Consider the following 20908-nt stretch of genomic DNA (forward strand, 5'->3'; position numbering starts at 1 on the left):
GCCTGCGCTCGTCCCCCACTGCTCGAAACACTACGCGCCGCCACTGACAACGCCCCCGTACCAAGGAGACGTCAGAGCACCCTGGCGCGTTCCCGTCCCGCGAGAATCGCCTCCACCGTCTGCGCGGGGGTCTACGCGGAGGTGTCCAGCCACAGGCCGATCGGCGGGGTCGCCTCCCGCAGCGCCTCGTCCAGGGCGGACACCGACCAGGCCGGTCCGTAGCCCGTCTTCGTCCGGGCGGCCTCACGGGCGGCCACCGTCTCCGCGTCCGGCGCGAGGACCACCACGTACAGCGGTCGGGTGCGGACCAGTCCGACGTACGCGGGGAGGGCCTCGCCCAGCACCACGTCCTGCACGACGGCCGTGAACCCGGCCTCGGCGTACGCGTCCGCCGTCGCCGCCGACAGCCGGTATCGCAGGTGAAGTTGGGCGGCAGCCTCCTCGGAGGCCCCGGGCGCGTACTCCTCGCGTCCCGTCACGATCATCCGCCGGAACACGTCACCGCGGACGTGCGCCGCCCGCGGCAACCGCTCCGCCAGCGCCTGCGCGACCGTCGACTTCCCGGCCGCCATCACCCCGGTGACCAGCACGACCCCGCGCATCACGCGAAGTACACGCCGCCCACCACGACGACGACCGCCGCGACCACGAACAGCAGGATCCACAGCGCCAACTTGCCCAACCCGGGCGGCGGTTCGTACTCGCGGGGCTCCTGCCCGGGCGCGCTCACCGGTCCGTCACCACCGCGGCCTGCGGGCGGATCGGCAGCCGGTTGACGGGACGGCCGGTCGCGGCCCGTACGGCGGAGGCGACGGCCGCCGGTGACGTGACCACCGGCACCGCGCTGGCCGCCTTCGCGCCGAAGGGGGCGACCACGTCCCGCTCCTCCACGAGCTTGACGATCCGGATGTCCGGCGCGTCCAGCGCCGTCGGCAGGGCGTACCCCGTGAGGTCCGGGTGGCGGATCAGACCGCGCGCGCTGCGCAGGTTCTCCGTCAGCGCTATCCCGACGCCCTGGGTGACGCCCGCCTCGATACGGGCCTCGAGCTGGGCGGGGTTGAGGATGCGGCCGACGTCCTGGGCGAGCGCCAGCTCGACCACGCGGACCGAGCCGAGTTCGATGTCGACGTCGACGACCGCGCGGATCGCGCAGAACGCCATCCCGACGAAGGCGTCGCCCTGGCCCGTCTCGTCGAGGGGTTCCGTCGGGTGCGGACGGCACTGGGCGGTGGCCCACAGTTCCTTGCCGTCCATGGCCTCGGTGACGGTCGTCGACAGGACGCCGTCGTACGAGGTGATCTTGCCGTCGGTGATTTGGAGGAGTTCGGTGGACATGCCGAACTTGTGCGCCAGGGGCTGGAGGAGCTGGGTGCGGACCATCTTGGCCGCGCGTTCCACCGCGCCGCCGGAGACCCAGGTGTGACGGCCACGCGCGCCCGCGCCCGCGGGAGGCTGGTCGGTGTCGACGGGGGCCACGTGGACCTCGTCGATGCCGAGCGTCTCCTGGACGATCTGACGGGCAAGCGTGGTGAATCCCTGGCCGGTCTCGACGGCCGCGCAGAGCACCGTGGCGACGCCGTCCTGGACCCGTACGGTCGCCGTGGAGACCTCGTCCGCGCCCTCGGCGCCCAGCATGTGCACCATGCCCAGGCCGTAGCCGACGCCCCGGCGGATCGCGCCCGGTTCGCCCGCGCCCTCGGGTCCGCCGGGCAGCAGCCACTCGTCCTCGGGGGTGTCCTTGGGCAGCGCCGGGAGCGGGAAGTCCCGTACGGCCTGGAGCAGTTCGGCGACCGGGGCCGGGCAGGTCACGGTCTGGCCGGTGGGGAGCACGTCCCCCGTCGCCAGTACGTTCCGCAGGCGCAGTTCCGCCGGGTCGACGCCGAGCTTCTTGGCGAGCTTGTCCATCTGCGCCTCGTAGGCGGCGCACACCTGCATCGCGCCCTCGCCGCGGACGTGGCCGGAGGGCGGGTTGTTGGTGCGCACGGCCCAGCCCTCGATGAAGGCGTTCGGCACGACGTACGGCCCGCAGGCGAAGCCCACGGCGGCGGCCAGGGCCTCGGAGGAGGTGTCGGCGTAGGCGCCCGAGTCGAGCAGGATCTGCGCCTCGACCTTGACCAGCTTGCCGTCGGCGTCGGCGTGGTGGCGGTAGCGGAGCAGCGTCGGGTGGCGGTGCACGTGGCCGAGGAAGGACTCCTCGCGGGTGGCCGTCAGCTTCACCGGGCAGCCGGTCTTGAGCGCGAGCAGGCCCAGCGGGAGCTGGAAGCCCTGGTCCTCGCGGTCGGCGGTGGCGCCGGGCACTCCGGTGACGACGACCTTGACGCGCTCGGGTTCGAGGCCGTAGCAGGCGGCGGCCGTGTCGCGGTCGGTGTGCGGGTCGGTGGAGGCGAGGTACAGCTCCACGCCGCCGTCGGGGCGGGGCACGGCGAGGCCGGCCTCGGCACCGATGGGGGCGGGGTCCTGGCGGCCGATGCGGTACTGGCCCTCGACGACGATCTCGCCGGTCACGGAGGGGTCGCCGTGCTGGAGCGGGATGTGCCGGACCAGGTTGCCGTCGGGGTGCAGGGGTTCGGCCTCGAAGGCCTGTTCCGGGTCGGTGACCGGGTCGAGGATCTCGTACTCGACGATGACGGCGGCCGCGGCCATGCGCGCGGTGTCCGGGTGGTCGGCGGCGACGGCCGCGATGGGCTCGCCGTGGTGGCGCACCACCTCGGAGGCGAACACCGGGCGGTCGGCCCTGCCGCGGCCGTGCACCGGTCTGCCGGGCACGTCCTCGTGGGTGACGACCGCGCGGACTCCGGGCATCTCGCGCGCGTGGGTGGTGTCGATGGACACGATGCGCGCGTGCGCGTGCGGGGAGCGCAGGACGGCCGCCCACAGCAGGCCCTCGGCCCACAGGTCGGCCGCGTAGGGGAAGGTGCCCTCGGTCTTGGCGCGCGCGTCGGCGGCCGGCAGGGAGACGCCGATGCCGTGCGGAATCGGCTCGGGGGCGGGTGCTGCCTCCGCGGCGGTGGTCGCGGTGGCGGCTTCGTTGCTCACGCCTGGCCTCCGTCCTGTCCCTGTCCGTACGCCTGCTCATGCGGCCCGGAGGCGTTCGGGAACCCCGGGGAGTCGAACGCCGACGGGTGGACGCCGCCGGCCCCGGGACCCGCCTGGTGCGGAATACGTGCCTCGTCGCCGTCCGTCTCAGCGTCGGCCGTCGCGTGGGCCTCGCGTTCGGCGACGACCTCCCTGACGGCGTCGACGACACCCCGGTAGCCGGAGCAGCGGCAGAGGTTGCCGCACAGCGCCTGGCGGGTCTCCAGCTCGGTGGGGGCGGGGTTGCCCTCCAGCAGGTCGTGCACGGTCATCGCCATGCCGGGCACGCAGAAGCCGCACTGCACGGCCCCGCACCGGGCGAGGGCGCGCTGCACGTCCGACGGCTGTCCGTCCTCGGCGAGGCCCTCGACGGTACGGACCTCGCTGCCCGCGGCGGTCACGGCGGGCACCAGGCAGGAGGCGACGAGCCGTCCGTCGACCTGGACGTTGCACGCCCCGCACTCGCCCTGCGAGCAGCCGTCCTTGGCGCCGGCGAGTCCGAGCCGCTCGCGCAGGACGTAGAGCAGCGACTCGCCGATCCAGGCGTCGGTGACGGGGCGGTCGACGCCGTTGACGCGCAGGACGTAGGCGGCGAGGGGGTGTTCCTCGCCGGGGAGCGCGGTGGCCTGGTCGCCGGTGTCCTCTCCGGGGTCGGCGGCGTGTTCCTCGGCGGCTTCCGGCGCCGGTTCGTCGTCGGCCGCAGCGGGGGCGTGCCCGTCGCCCGGCTCGGCGGGGCCGTCAGCGGCTTCCACGGCCGCTTCGGCGCCCTCGGGGGCCCCGAGGGCCACCGATGCCTCGCCGGGGCCGGACGGGGGCTGTGAGGCGGCCACGGAGGGGCCGTCCGCGTGGGGCTCGGCGGGGTCGTGGGGGCGGGCCGTGCCGTGCGGGTCGGCGAGGGCGGTGCCGCGACCGTCGGTGTGCGGGTGCGCGGAGTCCTGGGCCGCCTCGTGGGGGGCTTCGCCGGGCTCGGGGTGCGGGGGCGCGTCGGCGACCGCGTGGCCTCCCGGGTGCACGGCGGACGGCATGTGCGCGTCGCCGGCCGGACCGCCGGCGCCGTGCGGGTCGTCGGACTCGCCCGGCGACTCACCGCCGGGCACGTGCGCGTGGCCGTCGCCGGCCGGACCCGCGTGCCCGTCACCGGCCGTCCCGCCGTGAGCGTCGTCGAACCCGCCGCCGCGGCCCTCGTCGAACCCGCCGCCGTGGCCGTCGCCGAAGCCACCGCGTCCGTCGTCGAACCCGCTCCCGGGACCGTCGCCGTGCGGCACGTGCGTGTGCGGTTCCCCGGCCGGTCCGCCGTGCTCGGGTCCCGCGCCGGGGCCGCCCTGGGGCTGGTCCCCCCACGGCTGGGCCGGCTGGGTCGCCCAGGGCGCCGCCGCGCCGCCCGGCAGGGTCGCCGGAGGGGTGCCGCCCCACTGCTCGACCAGGGACGACGTGGTGAACTCGCCCGATTCGTCCGGGAGCTCGCCGCCGGCGACGGGGATCGACCACTGGCCGGTGACGTCGTGGCCCGGCGCGGGCGCGGGCGCGGTGTCCTCGACCTGCCACTGCTGGGTGGCCGCCGGGTTGTACGTGAACTGCCCGGTCTGGCCCTGCGGCAGGGTGCTCGGGTCGGGCCACTGCGCGCCCTCGGCCGGCGCGGTCCAGGCGCCCGGGTCGGTCCCGTCGCCCTGCGCGGCCGTTATCTGCGGCGGCACGTAGCCGTGGCCGGGCGCGGCGAGCGGGCTGTCGGCGGAGGCCAGGAGGGCGTCGATGCCCCCCTCGGGGAGCTTCACGAAGGCGGTCGCGCCGTCGTCGTAGTCGCCCTGGGGCAGCGGGTCCCAGCGGCCGGCGGCGCGGGGCGTGCCCTCTCCGTGCTGGTCGTCGGTCACGACAGTGCCCTCCCCAGTGCTCGTCGGGCCAGCGCGGCGACGGTGCGCCGCAGGTGCAGTACCGCGGGCGGATGCTGCGGCACGGAGCCGTCCGGGGCCGGTGCCGGGTCCGGGATGCAGGCCGCGGCGACGTACTCGCCGAAGGCCTGCAGAGCCTCCGGGACGATCGCGCGGTTGTTGTCCCAGTCGATGAGCCGGGCGACCCACTGCTCGGCGTCCAGGGGCCGCAGCGGCATCGGCGCTATGGCGCCGACGGCGCACCTGACCCCGCGCCGGGCCGGGTCGAGGACCAGCGCGACGGAGGCCGTCGCGCGGCCCGGTCCGGTACGCCCGGTGACCTTGAGGAAGACCTGCGGGGCGTGCAGCAGCGGCACGCGCACGTAGCCGATGAGCTCGCCCGCGCGCAGCATCTCCATGCCGGCCAGCAGGTGCGAGACCGGCATCTCCCGGCGGGCTCCCTCGGGGCCCGCGATGATCAGCGTGGCCTCGAGGGCGGCGAGGACGGGCAGCGCGTCGCCCGTGGGGGCCGCCGAGGCGATGTTGCCGCCCAGGGTGCCGGCGTTGCGGATCTGCGGCGGGCCGGCGGCGCGGGCGGCGGCGGCCAGCGCGGGGATGAGGGCGGCGAAGTCGGGGCGGCCCATGCGCGCGTGCGTGAGTCCGGCGCCGAGCAGGGCGTGCCCGTCCTGGTACTGCCAGCCGCGGATCTCGCTGATCCGGCCGAGGCCCACGAGGGCGGCGGGCCTGAGCTGCCCGGAGTTGACGGCGGCCATCAGGTCGGTGCCGCCGGCGACGGGCACGGCGGCGGGCATCGCGGTGAGGGCCGCCACGGCCTCGTCCAGCGTCGTGGGCAGCGTGACGGCCTGCGCCGCCTGCGGTGCGTGCGTGGTCAAACCGGCTGCCCCTTCCCGCTGCCCCACCTGGTCCTGCTGGTCCTGCCTGCTTGTTGCCGTACGGTACGTGCTGACAGGGCGGACGTGGCAACTCTGGCACATCTTCGCAACACCCGAGGACAGGGGTCCGCCAGGAGGCGTTCGGCGGCATTCGCCCGCCCCATCAGGGAGATGGTCCGTTTTCGTCCGGGATAACCCGCACATGGCGATTGACACTCTTCGGTGACTCCTGAGGTCTTTTTCTCCTACCTGTTCGGGGGCGTCCCCTCAAGGGGCCGGCCGAGCACTCCGGGCCGTTTCTGCCACGGCAGCGGTCCCGTGGGCGGCCGGTAGCCGACGCCCAGGGCGTCGAGCAGCGCGTAGTGCGCGGTCATCCGCCGCTCGAAGTCGGCGAAGTCCCGTTCCGCCGGTGCGGGCAGCGCGCTCCAGGCCACCTCGGCGAAGGCCACCAGCCGCGGGAACGCCTGATAGTCCACGCGCGCGTGATCCTCCGTCACCTCGGTCCACAGGTTGGCCTGCGTGCCCAGCACGTGAGCGGCCTCCTCCGCGGTGAGCTGCGGCGGAACGGGTTCGAAGCGGTAGACGTCCTCCAGGGTGCGGACGTACGCGATCGGCACCGGCTCGTCCGCGCCGGCGTCCTGACGGTAGTCCAGGTACACGTGCTGCTCGGGGCACATGACGACGTCGTGGCCGGATCGCGCCGCCGCGATCCCGCCCTGGTAGCCGCGCCAGGAGGAGACGGCGGCTCCCTCGGCGAGACCGCCCTCCAGGATCTCGTCCCAGCCGATGAGCCGGCGTCCGCGCGCGGCCAGCCACCGGTCGAAGTGGCCGATGAACCACGACTGGAGGCCGTCCTCGTCGGCGAGGCCGAGTTCCTTGATGCGGGCCTGGGCGGTGGGCGACTGCTTCCACTGGTCCTTGAGGCATTCGTCACCCCCGACGTGAATGAACTCCGAGGGGAACAGTTCCAGCAGTTCCTCGAACACCCCCTCGTAGAAGCGCAGGGTGTTGTCAGTGGGGGCGAGTACGTTTGCGGAGATGCCCCAGTTGTCCCAGACCGAGAGGGAGGACGTGTCGATGACATCGGTGTTGCCGAGTTCCGGGTACGCGGCGATGGCGGCCTGCGAGTGTCCGGGCACGTCGATTTCGGGGACGACGGTGATATGCCGTTCGGCCGCGTAGGCGACGATCTCCCTGATGTCGTCCCGGGTGTAGAAACCGCCGTGCGGCTTCTCCTCCCACAGCGGTGAGGCCCGGTGGCCGAATTTGGTGCGCGCTCGCCATGAACCCACCTCGGTGAGCCGGGGGTACCTCTCGATCTCGATCCGCCAGCCCTGGTCGTCCGTCAAGTGGAAGTGGAAGACGTTGAGTTTGTGCGCGGCCATCAGGTCGAGGTAGCGCAGGACCCCGTCCTTGGGCATGAAGTGCCGGGCCACGTCGAGCATGAGGCCGCGCCAGCGGAAGCGGGGGGCGTCCTCGACGGTCTGGTGCTGGACGCCGTACTGGAGGCCGGGTGCCACGGGCGCGCGCCGGAAGGCGTCGGGGCCGAGGAGCTGACGGAGCGACTGGGCGCCCCAGAAGACCCCGGCCGGGCCGCCGCCCGTGATCTCGACGCCCCACCCGGCGGTGACCTTCAGCCGGTAGCCCTCCGGGTCCAGGGTGTCGTCGAGGCGCAGCGTGAGCGTGTTCTCGGCGCCCTCCTGTCCGGGCGGCAGCGGCAGGCCGAGGGCGGCGCCCAGGGTGGAGCGCAGCCACCGCTGTGTGCTCCCGGTGCCGGGCGCACCCCACAGGGCGGTCTCCGGTCCGAACACGAAGCCGCACGCCGTGGGCCCCTCGACGGCGCGGGGCGCGGGAATCAGTCCTGCCAATGAAGTCACGTCAGTCCTTGACCGCTCCGCCCAGCCCCGAGACCAGGCGTCGCTGTACGAGTACGAAGAACACCAGCACCGGAAGGGTCATCACCGTCGACGCGGCCATCACCCCGCCCCAGTCGGGCTCGTCCGGCTTGTAGAAGACCAGCAGGGCCATCGGCAGCGTCGACTGCGAAGTGTCGCTGATGATGAAGGACTTGGCGAAGAGGAAATCGTTCCAGGCCGAGATGAAGGAGAACACGCTGGTGGCCACGAGCCCGGGGAGGACGAGCGGGAAGAGAATCCGCCACAGGAATCGCGCGCGGCTCGCCCCGTCGATGCTGGCGGCCTCCTCCAAGGTCTCCGGTACGGCCTTCACGAACCCCCTCAGCATCCAGATCGCGAAGGGCAGCGAGAAGGCGATGTGGGGCAGCACCAGCGAGCCCAGCGTGTTCAGCAGACCGAAGTCCCGCATCTGGAAGAACAAGGGGATGGTGAGGGCCTCCACCGGCACCATCTGGGCCACCAGAAACATGATCAGCAAGGTGGTCCGGAAGCGGAAGCGGAATCGCGTCACGGCGGTCGCCGCGAGAAACGCGATCAACGCGGAGACGATCACCACACTGCATGCGACGACCAGGCTGTTGACGAAATACCGACCGAAATCCTGCTGCCCGAACACCCGCCGGAAGGAATCCAGCGAGGGCGCGAGCGTCCAGGGCCGGGGCTCGGTCGACTCGATCTCCGAGGCCGGTCTGAAGGCGCCGAGGACCATCCAGTAGAGGGGGAAGGCGACGGCGACGGCGATGAGGAGCGTCGAGGCCTCGGCGGCCGTGCGCCAGGGCCGCCGCAGAAGATCCGGACGCGGAAGATTCACAGTTCCTCCCCCTGGCGGCGGAGCAGCCGCAGGTACACCAGCGTGACGGCGAGCAGGATCAGCAGCATCACGACCCCGATCGCCGAGCCGAGGCCGTACTGCGAGGAGGCGAACGCCTGCTGGTAGGCGTAGACGTTCAGGACGAGGTTCTGGCCCGCGATGCCGCCGCCGTTCGTCATGACGTAGATCTGTGTGAAGACCTTGAAGTCCCAGATGACCGACTGGATGGTGACGACGGTCAGGACCGGACGCAGCATCGGCGCGAGCACGGACCGCCAGATCCGCCACTGCGAGGCCCCGTCCAGCGCGGCGGCCTCCAGCACCTCGGCCGGGACGGCCCGGATCCCGGCGTAGACGGTGACCATCACGAACGGGAAGGAGCACCAGACGACTTCGAGCAGGACGAGGAGGAAGGCGCTGAGCCGCCCGTACGTCCAGGAGTGGTCGCCGAGTCCCAGCAGCCGGTTGACCGGGCCGAAGTCGGGGTCGAAGAGGAACAGCCAGACCGTCGAGCCGGTCACCGCGGGGGTCGCCCACGCCCCGAGCGCGGCCAGCATCAGCGCCATCCGCGGCAGGGCACGCACGCGGGTGAGGAGCACCGCCAGCGCGCATCCGACGGCGAGCGTCGAGACGACACAGGCCGCCGCGAACAGCACGGTGGCCAGCAGCACCTGCCAGAACTGCGGGTCGGAGAACAGCGCCGAGTAGTTCCCGAACCCCTGGAAGGCGGTCGGCGCGCCGCCGCTGACCTGGGCCTGGGTGTACTCGAAGAGGGAGATCAGGCCGAGTTGGTACACGGGGTAGACGAGCAGGCCGCCGAGGACGGCGAGGGCGGGGGCGAGATAGAGCCACGGGGTCCAGGTGGCGCGGGTGTTCACCGAGGTCACCCGGCGGTGGAGAACGCGTCGTTCATCTTCGCCGCCGCTTCCTTCGAAGCCGCGGCCACGCTCTTCCGGCCGCTGATGACCTCCTGGAACATCGTCGGCAGCACCAGCGAGGAGTCGATCCGCGACCACCCGGGGGACGCGGGCACGAACCTGGTGCCGGCCGCGAGGGTCCGCGCGAACGGCTTCACGTACGGCCGTTCGGCCGCCGCCTGCTGCCGGACGTCCGCGAACGTCGGCAGGAAGCCCATCGCGTCGAACATCGCCGCCTGCGTCCTCTTCGACGTGAGCTGCTCCATGAGCCGGACGGCCTGCGTGCGGTGCGAGGTGCTCTTCAGCACTCCGATGTTGTTGCCGCCGGCGAAGGCGGGAGCGATCGACCCGGCGGCGACCCCGGGCAACGGCACCACGGCGTACCTGCCCTTGACCTTGCCGGCCTCCACCGCCGCATGGCTGAAGTCACCCCCGATCGCCATGCCCGCCTTGCCCGCCGCGAACGCGGTGACGGTGTCGTTGCCGCCCATGCCGGCGCACTTGGCGGCGGGGCAGTTGTCGTCGGTGAAGAGCGAGGTGTACTCCTCGATGCCCTTCTGCGCGGCCGCGCCGTCGATCGCGGAGGTGTACGAGCCGCCCTTGCCGGTGGCGAGTTCGCCGCCGTTCGCCCAGATGAAGGGCATCGCGCCGTACGTGTAGGCACCGCCGACCACGAGGCCGTACAACTCGGGTTTCGCGGCCCGGATTCTGCGGGCCGTGGAGGCCAACTCGGCCATGGTCCTCGGGACGTGCAGGCCGAGTTCCGCGAAGACGTCGGTCCGGTAGTACAGCGCGCGGACGCCGACGTAGAAGGGCGAGCCGTACACCTTCCCGTCGACGGTGACCGAGGTCCTCGCCGTGGGGTCGATGTCCTTGGCCTCGTTCCAGTCGCCGAACTCCCTGGTGACGTCGAGGAGTCCGCCGTCCTTGACGTAGCCGGCGGTGTCGGTGTTGCCGTACTCCATCACGTCGGGCGCCGAGGAGGGGTCGTTGAAGGCGGCCTTGACGCGCTGGGCGCGGGTCTCGACGGGGATGTACTCGACGTCGACCTCCGTGCCCTCGTGGGCCTTCTCGAAGGCGGTGACGACCGAGTCGACGACCTTCTCCTTCGGCTTGTTGCCGACCTCCTGGAAGAGCCAGACGCGCAGGGTTCCGGTCTTCTCGTCCTTGTCGGAGGCGGAGTTGGAGGAGGTCTGGGGCGCGCAGGCGGTGACGAGGAGGGCGGTCAGGAGGAGTGCGGGAAGGCGGGGGGAGAGCTTCATGAAGCGGTCCTCCGAGCGTGCGTTGCAACATGTGCAATGACGGTTTCGCTCAACGCAACGGAGGTTATGGCTTGCATGAACACGCCCACAAGAGGTCTCCACCACTTCGTGACACGCGAAAGGCCCCCGAGGCGTGCGGAACACGCCTCGGGGGCCTCGTGAAGCTCAGTGGGGCCGGACGGCTACTTGTCGCCGCCCTTGCCCTCGTCGTCCCCGGAGCCCATGGACTCGTAGATCTCCTTGCACATGGGACACACGGGGTACTTCTTGGGATCGCGGCCGGGTACCCACACCTTGCCGCACAGCGCCACGACGGGAGTCCCGTCGAGGGCGCTCGCCATGATCTTGTCCTTCTGGACGTAGTGGGCGAAGCGCTCGTGGTCGCCGTCGCCGTGGGAAGTCTGCGGCGTGGGCTCGACGAGGGTCCCCGTACCAGTCCCGCGCTCGGGCTCGAGAGTGCTCATAAGCCCAAGAGTACTGAAGCTCACATGGATCAGTTGAGCGAAGGGTCGTCCGGGTACGTGGCCACCATCGCCAGCTCGTTGCGCTGGCGGCGCAGCACCTCGCGCCAGAGTCTCTCCGGGGCCGGGGAGGAGACGTCGCCGGGCTCCGACTCGACGACGTACCAGGCGCCCTCCACCAGCTCGTCCTCCAGTTGCCCGGGGCCCCAGCCGGCGTACCCGGCGAAGATGCGCAGGCTGCCGAGGGCCGAGGCGAGCAGCTCCGGCGGGGCCTCCAGGTCGACCAGTCCGATCGCGCCGTGCACCCTGCGCCAGCCCAGCGGCGCCCCGTCGACGGCCCCGCCGCCGGGGATGACGGCGACCCCCAGGGCCGAGTCCAGGGAGACCGGGCCGCCCTGGAAGACGACTCCGGGTTCGCCCGCGAGGTCGGCCCAGCCCTCCAGGATGTCGCCGACGTCCACCGGGGTGGGCCGGTTGAGGACGACGCCGAGGGAGCCCTCCTCGTCGTGGTCGAGAAGGAGCACCACCGCACGGTCGAAGTTCGGGTCCGCCAGGGCGGGCGTTGCCACGAGCAACCGCCCTGTGAGCGAGGACACCTCGGTCATGCCAGACATGATCCCGCATCTTCCCTCCGCGTGGGGAGGCAATGCCCCGACGACGGCGGATGCAGCTCAGAGCGCACCGGTGCGCCGCGAGCGCACGCCGGGCGCCGGTGACCCCATGTGCCCGGTGATGAGCACGCCGTGTTGTGACAGAGCTATGACGTGACTGAGCGGCACTTGGGCTTACAGAAGGGGGGTGGGCGGCGATTACCCTTGTCCCTTCTGGCCCCTGCCCGACTCATCGGAACGCGAGATACATGACCGTCAACGGCTCTGACGACGTACTGCTTGTCCACGGCGGAACCCCGCTGGAGGGCGAGATCCGGGTCCGCGGTGCGAAGAACCTCGTACCGAAGGCCATGGTCGCCGCCCTGCTGGGCAGCGAGCCGAGTCGACTGCGCAATGTTCCGGACATCCGTGACGTGCGTGTCGTACGCGGGCTGCTGCAACTGCACGGCGTGACGGTCCGTCCGGGTGAGGAACCGGGCGAGCTGGTGATGGACCCGACGCACGTCGAGAGCGCCAACGTCGCTGACATCGATGCCCACGCGGGTTCCAGCCGTATCCCGATCCTGCTGTGCGGCCCGCTGCTGCACCGGCTCGGTCACGCCTTCATCCCCGGTCTCGGCGGCTGCGACATCGGCGGCCGGCCCATCGACTTCCACTTCGAGGTGCTGCGGCAGTTCGGCGCGACGATCGAGAAGCGCGCGGACGGGCAGTTCCTGGAGGCGCCGCGGCGGCTGCGCGGCACGAAGATCCGGCTGCCCTACCCGTCCGTCGGCGCGACCGAGCAGGTGCTGCTGACGGCGGTCCTCGCCGAGGGCGTCACCGAGCTCTCCAACGCCGCGGTGGAGCCGGAGATCGAGGACCTCATCTGCGTGCTGCAGAAGATGGGCGCCATCATCGCGATGGACACCGACCGGACCATCCGCGTCACGGGCGTGGACCGGCTCGGCGGCTACAACCACCGCGCCCTGCCGGACCGTCTGGAGGCCGCCTCCTGGGCGTCCGCCGCGCTGGCGACCGAGGGCAACATCTACGTCCGCGGCGCCCAGCAGCGCTCGATGATGACGTTCCTGAACACCTACCGGAAGGTGGGCGGTGCCTTCGAGATCGACGACGAGGGCATCCGGTTCTGGCACCCCGGCGGCCAGTTGAAGTCCATCGCGCTCGAAACGGACGTGCACCCGGGCTTCCAGACGGACTGGCAGCAGCCCCTGGTGGTCGCGCTCACCCAGGCCACCGGCCTGTCGATCATCCACGAGACGGTCTACGAGTCCCGCCTCGGCTTCACCTCCGCGCTGAACCAGATGGGCGCGCACATCCAGCTCTACCGCGAGTGCCTGGGCGGCTCGAACTGCCGCTTCGGCCAGCGCAACTTCCTGCACTCGGCGGTCGTCTCGGGCCCCACCAAGCTCCAGGGCGCCGACCTGGTCATCCCCGACCTCCGCGGCGGCTTCTCGTACCTGATCGCGGCCCTCGCGGCCCAGGGCACGTCCCGGGTCCACGGCATCGACCTCATCAACCGCGGCTACGAGAACTTCATGGACAAGCTCGTGGAGCTCGGCGCCAAGGTCGAACTGCCGGGCAAGGCGCTCGGCTGAGCATCTCCTGAACAACACGACGCCGGGGCGGCCACCACACCGGATGGCCGCCCCGGCCGCATGACCACCCCGGCTGCTTCCCTGCCCGGCCGGGGGTCCGGGGGTTGCCCCCGGGCGGACACAGCATGGACAAGCTCGTGGAGCTCGGCGCCAAGGTCGAACTGCCGGGCAAGGCGCTCGGCTGACGCCGGTCGTACGGACGCCGATGGGGCGGTCACCCGAGTCCGGGTGACCGCCCCATCGGCGTTGTGCTGTGCGCCCCGAAGGGGCGCGGGGAACTGCGCGACCAGCCACGGCGGTCCCGTCAGCCGAAGGACGGCCCGCAGTCACCCGGCGCTCGAAGCGGAGCGCTTACTTGCCCTTGGCGGCTTCCTTGAGCTTGGAGCCCGCCGAAACCTTGACGCTGTAGCCGGCCGGGATCTGGATCGGGTCACCGGTCTGCGGGTTGCGCGCGGTGCGAGCGGCACGGTGGGTGCGCTCGAAGGTCAGGAAGCCGGGGATGGTGACCTTCTCGTCGCCCTTGGCGACGATCTCGCCGACGGTCTCGGCGAACGCGGCCAGAACGGCGTCGGCGTCCTTGCGGGTCACCTCGGCGCGGTCGGCCAGCGCGGCCACCAGCTCACTGCGGTTCATGTTGTTACTCCCGTGTTCTTCTTGCCGTTGGGGTGTGCCACGCGGCGGGGCCGCACACGAGGCACAGCGAAGCCGATGCGCTCGCGCCCAGGGACGCATCCTGCCCCTACCTGCTGCGGGAAAGCCAATCCGGCACCCGTTGGACTCGTGAGAACACCCTAGGGGGTCACACGAACAGAGGCCTGGGCGTGGCGCCACCCTAGAGGGTGGCGCGAAGCCCCCGGTTTCGCGACGCGCCGGGCCGGAGGACCGCCGTGGCAATCCTCACAGCCGAACAAACATACGACTACCACTGTAGACGCGGGTCCCCGGACCCGGCCGGGGGCCCTACGCCGTCGCGCCCGCGGCCTTCGCCGCGTCCCGCACCGCGCCGGCCACCGCGCCCGCGACCTTGTCGTTGAAGACGCTCGGGATGATGTAGTTCGGGTTCAGCTCGTCCTGGGTGACGACGTCCGCGAGGGCCTTCGCGGCCGCGAGCATCATCTCGGTGTTGACCGTGCGGGACTGGGCGTCCAGCAGGCCGCGGAAGACGCCCGGGAAGACCAGCACGTTGTTGATCTGGTTCGGGAAGTCGGAGCGGCCGGTGGCCACGACGGCCGCTGTCTGCCGGGCGATCGCCGGGTCGACCTCGGGGTCGGGATTCGCGAGCGCGAACACGATCGCACCCTCGGCCATGGCGGCCACGTCGGCGCCGTCGAGGACGTTCGGGGCCGAGACGCCGATGAAGACGTCGGCGCCGCGGACGGCCTCCTTCAACGTCCCCGTCAGGTTCTCGGGGTTGGTGTTGTCGGCGATCCAGCGCAGCGCCGAGCCGGGGGCGGCGTCGACGAGGTCCTCGCGGCCGGCGTGCACGACGCCGTGGATGTCGGCGACGACGGCGTTCTTGACGCCCGCCGCGATCAGCAGCTTGAGGATGGCCGTACCGGCCGCGCCGGCGCCGGACATGACGACCCGGATGTTCTCGATCGCCTTGCCGGTGACGCGCAGCGCGTTGGTCAGGGCGGCGAGGACGACGATCGCGGTGCCGTGCTGGTCGTCGTGGAAGACGGGGATGTCGAGGGCCTCGCGCAGCCGGGCCTCGATCTCGAAGCAGCGGGGCGCGGAGATGTCCTCGAGGTTGATGCCGGCGAACCCGGGGGCGATCGCCTTGACGATCTCGACGATCGCGTCGGTGTCCTGGGTGTCCAGGCACAGCGGCCAGGCGTCGATGCCGGCGAACCTCTTGAAGAGGGCCGCCTTGCCCTCCATGACCGGGAGGGCGGCCTTGGGGCCGATGTTGCCCAGGCCGAGCACGGCCGAGCCGTCCGTCACGACCGCAACGGAGTTGCGCTTGATGGTGAGGCGGCGGGCGTCCTCGGGGTTCTCGGCGATCGCCATGCACACGCGGGCCACGCCCGGGGTGTAGATCATGGAGAGGTCGTCGCGGTTGCGGATGGGGTGCTTCGACGCCATCTCGATCTTGCCGCCGAGGTGCATCAGGAACGTTCGGTCGGACACCTTGCCGAGCGTGACGCCCTCGATGCCGCGCAGCTCCTCGACGATCTCGTCGGCGTGCTTGGTGGAGCTGGCCGCGATGGTGACGTCGATCCGGAGCTTCTCGTGGCCGGACGCGGTGACGTCGAGGCCGGTCACCGAGCCTCCGGAGGACTCCACGGCGGTGGTGAGCTGCGAGACGGCGGTTCCGCTCGCGGGCACCTCCAGCCGGACCGTCATCGAGTAGGAGACGCTGGGCGCCGTTGCCATGGCCGACTTCCTCTGCTTTCACCTGTACTGCTGATGCCGTCCGATCGTCGCACCTACTGATGAGTAGGCGTTAGCCGCCCCGGATTGCGGACGTTTTGTTCACGGGGCCGTTCATGCGAAAGAGGCCCACGTCACAGGGACGTGGGCCTCTCACCAGGTCAGTGACACCGACCCGCCATGCTCGCCTCGCGGCAAGTGGTCGCTCGTAGCGACGAAGGTTGGGCCCGGGGGCTTGGATCGGGCCGGTGTCACATCCAGGCTAACAAACGGATCCCGAAAGACCATTCCCGTGCGGAGAGTTCAATCTTTCAGCAGATCCGGCACGCCTTCCGCGTTTGGCTGGTCGCGCTCCGCCGAGACGACCGTGAGCTGCTGGGTTGCCCGAGTCAGGGCGACGTAGAGCACCCGCAGTCCGGCGGGCGACTCGTCGGCGATCTCGGCCGGGGAGACGACCACGGTGGCGTCGTACTCCAGGCCCTTGGCCTCCAGGCTGCCGAGCGCCACGACCCTGTCCCCGAGGCCGGTGAGCCAGCGGGCCGCCTCCTCGCGGCGGTTCATGGCGACCACGACACCGACGGTGCCGTCGACGAGGCCGAGGAGCCGGGCCGCCTCCTCGCGGACGGTCTCGCCCAGCGACCTGCGCACGCCGCTGCCGCGTCCGCTGTTCGTGGTCACGAACCGGGGCTCGACGCCGGTGGACCGGACGGCCCGCGGGGACTCGGCGCCCGGCATGGCGAGGGCCAGCACCTTCGCCGCGAGGTCGGCGATCTCGGAGGGGTTGCGGTAGTTGACGGTGAGCTGGAAGCGGCGGCGGGGCCGGGTGCCGAGGGCCTCGTCGCGGGCCTCGGCGGCCTCGTCGGGGTCGGACCAGGAGGACTGGGCGGGGTCGCCGACGACCGTCCAGGTGGCGTGCCGGCCGCGGCGGCCGACCATGCGCCACTGCATCGGCGTGAGGTCCTGAGCCTCGTCGACGATGACGTGGGCGTACTCGACCCGCTCCTGGGCGAGCCGCTCGGCCCGCTCGCGCTGCGACTCCTCGCGCACCGGCATCAGCTCCTCCAGCCCGGTGAGCTGGTCGAGCGGGTCCAGTTCACGTCGGCGCCTGGGGCGCGCCGGAGCGCCGAGGACCGCCTGGAGCTCGTCGAGCATGGCGATGTCGTGCACGGTGAGGCCGTCCCGCCGGAGCGAGCGGGCGACCCGGCGGATCTCACCGGGGTTGAGGATGCGGCGGGCCCAGCGGCCGAGGCGCCGCTCGTCGGCCATGGCGGCGAGGACGGCCTTCGGGGTGAGCTCGGGCCACCAGGCGTCGAGGAACTCGACGAAGCTGTCCTCGGAGGTGATGTCCTCGTCGAACGAGGACCGCAGCTCGGCGGCCAGCTCCGGATCGGTGTGCCGGCTGCCCGCCCCGGAGCGCGCCCACAGCGCGTCCAGCAGCAGCTTGCGGGCCCGGGGCCGCAGCAGGTTGACGGGCGCGGTGCCGCCGAGGGCGTTGCGGCGGATACGTTCCAGCTCGTCCGCCTCCAGCTCCAGCCTCCGCCCGAAGGCGACCACGCGCAGGCGGGTGGGGGGCCCGGCCTTCGGTGCTACGGCGGTACCGGCACCGCTTCCCCCCCCGGCACCGCCGTCGAGGTCACCGGCGTCCCCGAAGGAGAGCTGCCCGGAGTCGGAGGGGCCCGGCGCGGCCCTGCCCGAACCGTCGGCGCCCAGCTCCAGCACCCCCCGCGCCGCCTTCCGCAGCACCTTGAGCATCCGGTACGAGCCCTTGGCGCGGGCCACCGCCGGGGAGTCGTACAGGGTGGCCTCGACGCCGTCGACCAGGGAGCCGATCGCGCGGATGGCGACCTGGCCCTCCTCGCCGAGGGACGGCAGGACGCCCTCGGTGTAGGCGACCAGCAGAGGGGTGGGCGAGACGATGAGGATGCCGCCCGAGTAGCGGCGGCGGTCCTGGTAGAGCAGATAGGCCGCGCGGTGCAGGGCCACGGCGGTCTTGCCGGTGCCGGGCCCGCCCTCGACGTACGTCACGGACGCGGCGGGAGCGCGGATGACCAGGTCCTGCTCGGCCTGGATGGAGGCGACGATGTCCCGCATGGTGTGGCTGCGGGCCTGGCCGAGCGCGGCCATGAGGGCGCCGTCGCCGATGACGGGCAGCTCCTGGCCGTCGAGGAAGGCCGTGAGCTCGGGGCGCATGAGGTCGTCCTCGACGCCGAGGACCCTGCGGCCCTTGGAGCGGATGACCCGGCGTCGTACGACACGCCCGGGATCCACCGGAGTGGACCTGTAGAAGGGCGCGGCGGCCGGGGCGCGCCAGTCGATGACGAGCGGTGCGTACTCGGAGTCGAGGACCCCGATCCGGCCGATGTGCAGGGTCTCCGCGATGTCCGCGGTGTTGTCCTCGCGGACCGCGCCCTCGGCGGGTTCGACGGCGGTGTAGGCGCCGTCGGGCCCCTTCTTGCCGTCCTTGCCGGCGAGCAGGTCGATCCGGCCGAAGAGGAAGTCCTCGAACTCGTTGTTGAGCCGGTTGAGGTGGACGCCGGCCCGGAAGACCTGGGCGTCCCGCTCGGCGAGCGCGCCGGGCGTGCCGACCTGGCCACGCTTGGCCGCGTCGTTCATCAGGAACTCCGCCTCGTGGATCTTCTCCTCGAGGCGCCGGTAGACCCGGTCCAGATGTTCCTGTTCGACGCTGATCTCACGGTCCCGAACCGAGTCCTGAACCGAGCCGACCGCGGTTGTTTGAGCCTGAGCGGCCACCGGGCCCCCTTCTGACGTGCTGGGCAGCCGTCAACCGTACGCGAAGGGGGCCCCGGCGGGAAGTTACGCGTCGACCTGGACGAGCTTGTTGCCGTCCGAGTCCACGACCTCGAAGTGATCGATCTCGTTCTGGGCCGGAGCGACCGCGCCGCCGATGTAGAGCGGCTTCTTGGACTCCTCGGTCTTGCCGTCCGGGATGCCGTAGCCCCACTTGCCGACGGACCAGGTGGACGCCGTCCAGCGCTCACCGTTGGTGCCGACCGCGATCAGCGAGCACTTGAGCGGTCCCTTGACCCCCTTGAGCTCCAGGCCCAGCGAGGTGCCCCAGTTCTTCTCCTGCATGGCGACGGTCGCGCTGACGCCGGTCGTGGAGTCGGTGGCGGACACCTTGTCGCGCATGGACTCGAAGAGTTCCTTCGGGGTGGCCGCCAGGACCTGGCCCTGCTTGGCCCCGCCGTCCGAGTCGCCGCCGCTCGCCGCCATCGCGACGAACGGGCCGCCGATGATCAGCGCGGCCGCGGCCGCGACCATGTAGAAGCTGCGGCGCCGCTTCTGCGCCCGGCGCTCGGCGACCTCGTCCACGAGCTTGTTCACGATCCGCGGACTGGGCTTGGCGGACAGCGACTCCCCGATCGCGGGGGTGCCGGAGCCCGGCAGGTCCGCGAGGGCGGCGAGCATCGGCTCCATGCCGGCGAGCTCGTCGAGCTGTTGCGCGCACCACTCGCAGGTCGCGAGATGGGCCTCGAAGGCGGTCGCCTCGGCGTCGTCGAGGATTCCGAGGGCGTAGGCGCCGACGGTCTCGTGCTCGTTCGGCACCGGAGATCCCATCATGGAGCCAGACATACCCGAACCACCTGTGCCGAATCCCTGGTTACCCCCGTAAACACCCATCACGCTGTCACCCCCCGCTCCTCCAGTGCGAGCTTCATCGACCGCAGGGCGTAGAAGACCCGCGAGCGGACGGTTCCGCTGGGGATGCCCAGGGTCTCGGCCGCCTCGTTGACGGTACGCCCCTTGAAGTACGTCTCGACGAGCACCTCCCGGTGGGCGGGGGTCAGGTCGTCGAGCGCGTCCGACAGCGTCATCAACCACAGCGCCTTGTCGATCTCGTCCTCCGCGGGGATGACCTCCAGCGGCGACGGATCGACCTCCTGCGGCCGGGCCTGCCGGCTGCGGTGGCCGTCGATGACGATGCGCCGGGCGACCGTCACCAGCCAGGGGCGTACCGATCCGGTCGCTCGATTGAGCTGTCCGGCGTTCTTCCAGGCACGGATGAGTGTTTCCTGCACCACGTCCTCGGCTCTCTGGCGGTCACCCGCGACCAGACGAAGGACGTACGCAAGGAGAGGTCCGGCGTGCTCCCGGTACAGGGCACGCATCAGCTCCTCATCAGGTTCCGAGGGCTGGGACATGCGATGTCGGGCCCTCGATCCACGTTCATTGGCCACGACGGAATCCTTGCGCACGCCCACCTCCGATGTCCGGGGGTTCCCCCAGTCGGTCGCTCGACTACGGGTACGCACGCGATGAGTTGGATGTTCAAAGGGTGGCGACAGTTTTCTTCCGAGTGACGTGACGAGACAGGACATGCGCGCACATTCCCGCCGCGCGATCTTTACATTTCCGCCACACGGGCAAGATCACGACTACGGCCCGTGAGGTTGAGCGGGTAAACGACATGTAATCGAAATCACTTCGACAGCCGCTCCACAGAAGGGACATAACGGCCAGTCAGGTCCGCGAGAGAGCCGCGCGCCGACGGTGCCGGGCCACCCTTTCGCGGTTCCCGCAGACCTCACTGGAGCACCAGCGCCTCCTGCGTCCCCGTGACGTGTCGAGGTAGACGATGGGGCAGTTGTCCCCTTCGCACTCTCTGATCGCCGCCCGCGCGACAGGGTCCGTGAGCAGTTCCACGGCGTCCCTGGCGATGGCCCCGAGCAGTGCCGCGCAGTCGGGCGGACCGTCCAGCTCGCGCACCAGCGAGCCGTCCTCGCCCGGTACCGCGCGCGGGGCGGGCGGCGCGGTACGGGCGGCCTCGTTGACCTGGGCGAGCGCGAGGTCGTAACCGGGTCCCGGGATGTCCCGGGAGGTGCCCCGCACCAACTCCCCGATCCGTTCGCGCAGTTCGCGGAAGGCGACGAGCCAGGAGGGGTCCGCGTGCGTCAGGTCCGTCCCCCGCGGCACCAGCCCCGAACCGACGATCCAGGCGGCGAGCACCCCGGTCGAGTCGAGGCGTTCCCCGGGGTGGGTGGTCGCGAGGAGGTCGAGACAGATCCGTCCGGCGTCGAACCGCAGCTCGTACGCGACCGTGGCCGTACCCAGTGCCATGTGCCTGTCACCGCCTAGGGTGCCCCGGTCGGATGGGGTCGGTGGGGTGC

At 71.6% G+C, this 20908-nt stretch carries 18 protein-coding genes; 1 reads left to right on the plus strand and 17 read right to left on the minus strand.

Annotated features, from left to right (window positions below; genetic code table 11):
• Positions 1 to 131 precede the first annotated feature (131 nt).
• From ACIQJT_RS08675 to ACIQJT_RS08725, 11 genes are all read right to left on the minus strand, one after another.
• Positions 132 to 602 carry an AAA family ATPase gene (locus tag ACIQJT_RS08675; protein WP_402641145.1) on the minus strand — a complete coding sequence of 157 codons (471 nt, stop codon included), beginning with the start codon at positions 600 to 602 and terminating at the stop codon, positions 132 to 134.
• Complete coding sequence (locus ACIQJT_RS08680; RefSeq protein WP_330326124.1) at positions 602 to 730, minus strand: hypothetical protein; 129 nt, start codon at positions 728 to 730, stop codon at positions 602 to 604. Before ACIQJT_RS08680 ends, ACIQJT_RS08675 begins: the two co-directional genes overlap by 1 nt.
• On the minus strand, positions 727 to 3036 hold the full coding sequence (locus ACIQJT_RS08685) for a molybdopterin cofactor-binding domain-containing protein (RefSeq protein ID WP_365449701.1): 2310 nt from the start codon (positions 3034 to 3036) through the stop codon (positions 727 to 729). Before ACIQJT_RS08685 ends, ACIQJT_RS08680 begins: the two co-directional genes overlap by 4 nt.
• A complete protein-coding gene (locus ACIQJT_RS08690; RefSeq protein WP_402641150.1) occupies positions 3033 to 4943 on the minus strand; it encodes a 2Fe-2S iron-sulfur cluster-binding protein in 1911 nt (636 codons plus the stop codon). The genes ACIQJT_RS08685 and ACIQJT_RS08690 overlap by 4 nt, the downstream gene beginning before the upstream one ends.
• On the minus strand, positions 4940 to 5833 hold the full coding sequence (locus tag ACIQJT_RS08695; RefSeq protein WP_365449697.1) for an FAD binding domain-containing protein: 894 nt from the start codon (positions 5831 to 5833) through the stop codon (positions 4940 to 4942). Before ACIQJT_RS08695 ends, ACIQJT_RS08690 begins: the two co-directional genes overlap by 4 nt.
• A 245-nt stretch (positions 5834 to 6078) precedes the next feature.
• Positions 6079 to 7710, minus strand: coding sequence for a beta-N-acetylhexosaminidase (locus tag ACIQJT_RS08700; RefSeq protein ID WP_402641154.1), 1632 nt, complete (start codon positions 7708 to 7710; stop codon positions 6079 to 6081).
• Between the two features lies 1 nt (position 7711).
• Positions 7712 to 8560: a carbohydrate ABC transporter permease gene (locus tag ACIQJT_RS08705; RefSeq protein ID WP_402641157.1), complete on the minus strand. Its 849-nt coding sequence runs from the start codon at positions 8558 to 8560 to the stop codon at positions 7712 to 7714.
• Positions 8557 to 9447 carry a carbohydrate ABC transporter permease gene (locus ACIQJT_RS08710; RefSeq protein ID WP_402641160.1) on the minus strand — a complete coding sequence of 297 codons (891 nt, stop codon included), beginning with the start codon at positions 9445 to 9447 and terminating at the stop codon, positions 8557 to 8559. Before ACIQJT_RS08710 ends, ACIQJT_RS08705 begins: the two co-directional genes overlap by 4 nt.
• Positions 9444 to 10739, minus strand: a complete 1296-nt coding sequence (locus tag ACIQJT_RS08715) for an extracellular solute-binding protein (RefSeq protein ID WP_402641163.1) — start codon at positions 10737 to 10739, stop codon at positions 9444 to 9446. Before ACIQJT_RS08715 ends, ACIQJT_RS08710 begins: the two co-directional genes overlap by 4 nt.
• Before the next feature lie 182 nt (positions 10740 to 10921).
• Positions 10922 to 11203 (minus strand): DUF3039 domain-containing protein, encoded by a 282-nt coding sequence (locus ACIQJT_RS08720; RefSeq protein WP_053846429.1) that lies wholly within the window; start codon positions 11201 to 11203, stop codon positions 10922 to 10924.
• Between the two features lie 29 nt (positions 11204 to 11232).
• Positions 11233 to 11805: a YqgE/AlgH family protein gene (locus ACIQJT_RS08725; RefSeq protein ID WP_020139023.1), complete on the minus strand. Its 573-nt coding sequence runs from the start codon at positions 11803 to 11805 to the stop codon at positions 11233 to 11235.
• 254 nt (positions 11806 to 12059) lie between these two features.
• Between ACIQJT_RS08725 and murA the strand changes: the two genes are divergently transcribed.
• Positions 12060 to 13406 (plus strand): UDP-N-acetylglucosamine 1-carboxyvinyltransferase, encoded by a 1347-nt coding sequence (gene murA / locus ACIQJT_RS08730; protein WP_365449686.1) that lies wholly within the window; start codon positions 12060 to 12062, stop codon positions 13404 to 13406.
• A gap of 351 nt (positions 13407 to 13757) precedes the next feature.
• Here murA and ACIQJT_RS08735 read toward each other — a convergent pair whose 3' ends face one another.
• From ACIQJT_RS08735 to ACIQJT_RS08760, 6 genes are all read right to left on the minus strand, one after another.
• Positions 13758 to 14039 carry an HU family DNA-binding protein gene (locus ACIQJT_RS08735; protein WP_007382399.1) on the minus strand — a complete coding sequence of 94 codons (282 nt, stop codon included), beginning with the start codon at positions 14037 to 14039 and terminating at the stop codon, positions 13758 to 13760.
• Between the two features lie 327 nt (positions 14040 to 14366).
• On the minus strand, positions 14367 to 15782 hold the full coding sequence (locus tag ACIQJT_RS08740) for an NAD-dependent malic enzyme (protein ID WP_053846427.1): 1416 nt from the start codon (positions 15780 to 15782) through the stop codon (positions 14367 to 14369).
• Between the two features lie 300 nt (positions 15783 to 16082).
• The gene (locus ACIQJT_RS08745) at positions 16083 to 18530 is read right to left on the minus strand and encodes a HelD family protein (protein ID WP_402641169.1); all 2448 of its coding nucleotides are present in this window, start codon (positions 18528 to 18530) and stop codon (positions 16083 to 16085) included.
• Between the two features lie 63 nt (positions 18531 to 18593).
• Positions 18594 to 19361 (minus strand): anti-sigma factor, encoded by a 768-nt coding sequence (locus ACIQJT_RS08750; protein ID WP_159044193.1) that lies wholly within the window; start codon positions 19359 to 19361, stop codon positions 18594 to 18596.
• A 59-nt stretch (positions 19362 to 19420) separates the two neighbouring features.
• Positions 19421 to 19942, minus strand: a complete 522-nt coding sequence (locus ACIQJT_RS08755; RefSeq protein ID WP_010039908.1) for a sigma-70 family RNA polymerase sigma factor — start codon at positions 19940 to 19942, stop codon at positions 19421 to 19423.
• A gap of 319 nt (positions 19943 to 20261) precedes the next feature.
• Positions 20262 to 20858, minus strand: coding sequence for a CGNR zinc finger domain-containing protein (locus ACIQJT_RS08760; RefSeq protein WP_402641173.1), 597 nt, complete (start codon positions 20856 to 20858; stop codon positions 20262 to 20264).
• Positions 20859 to 20908 lie beyond the last annotated feature (50 nt).

Origin of the sequence: Streptomyces sp. NPDC091972, from assembly GCF_044756385.1 — a bacterium.
Lineage (GTDB): Bacteria > Actinomycetota > Actinomycetes > Streptomycetales > Streptomycetaceae > Streptomyces.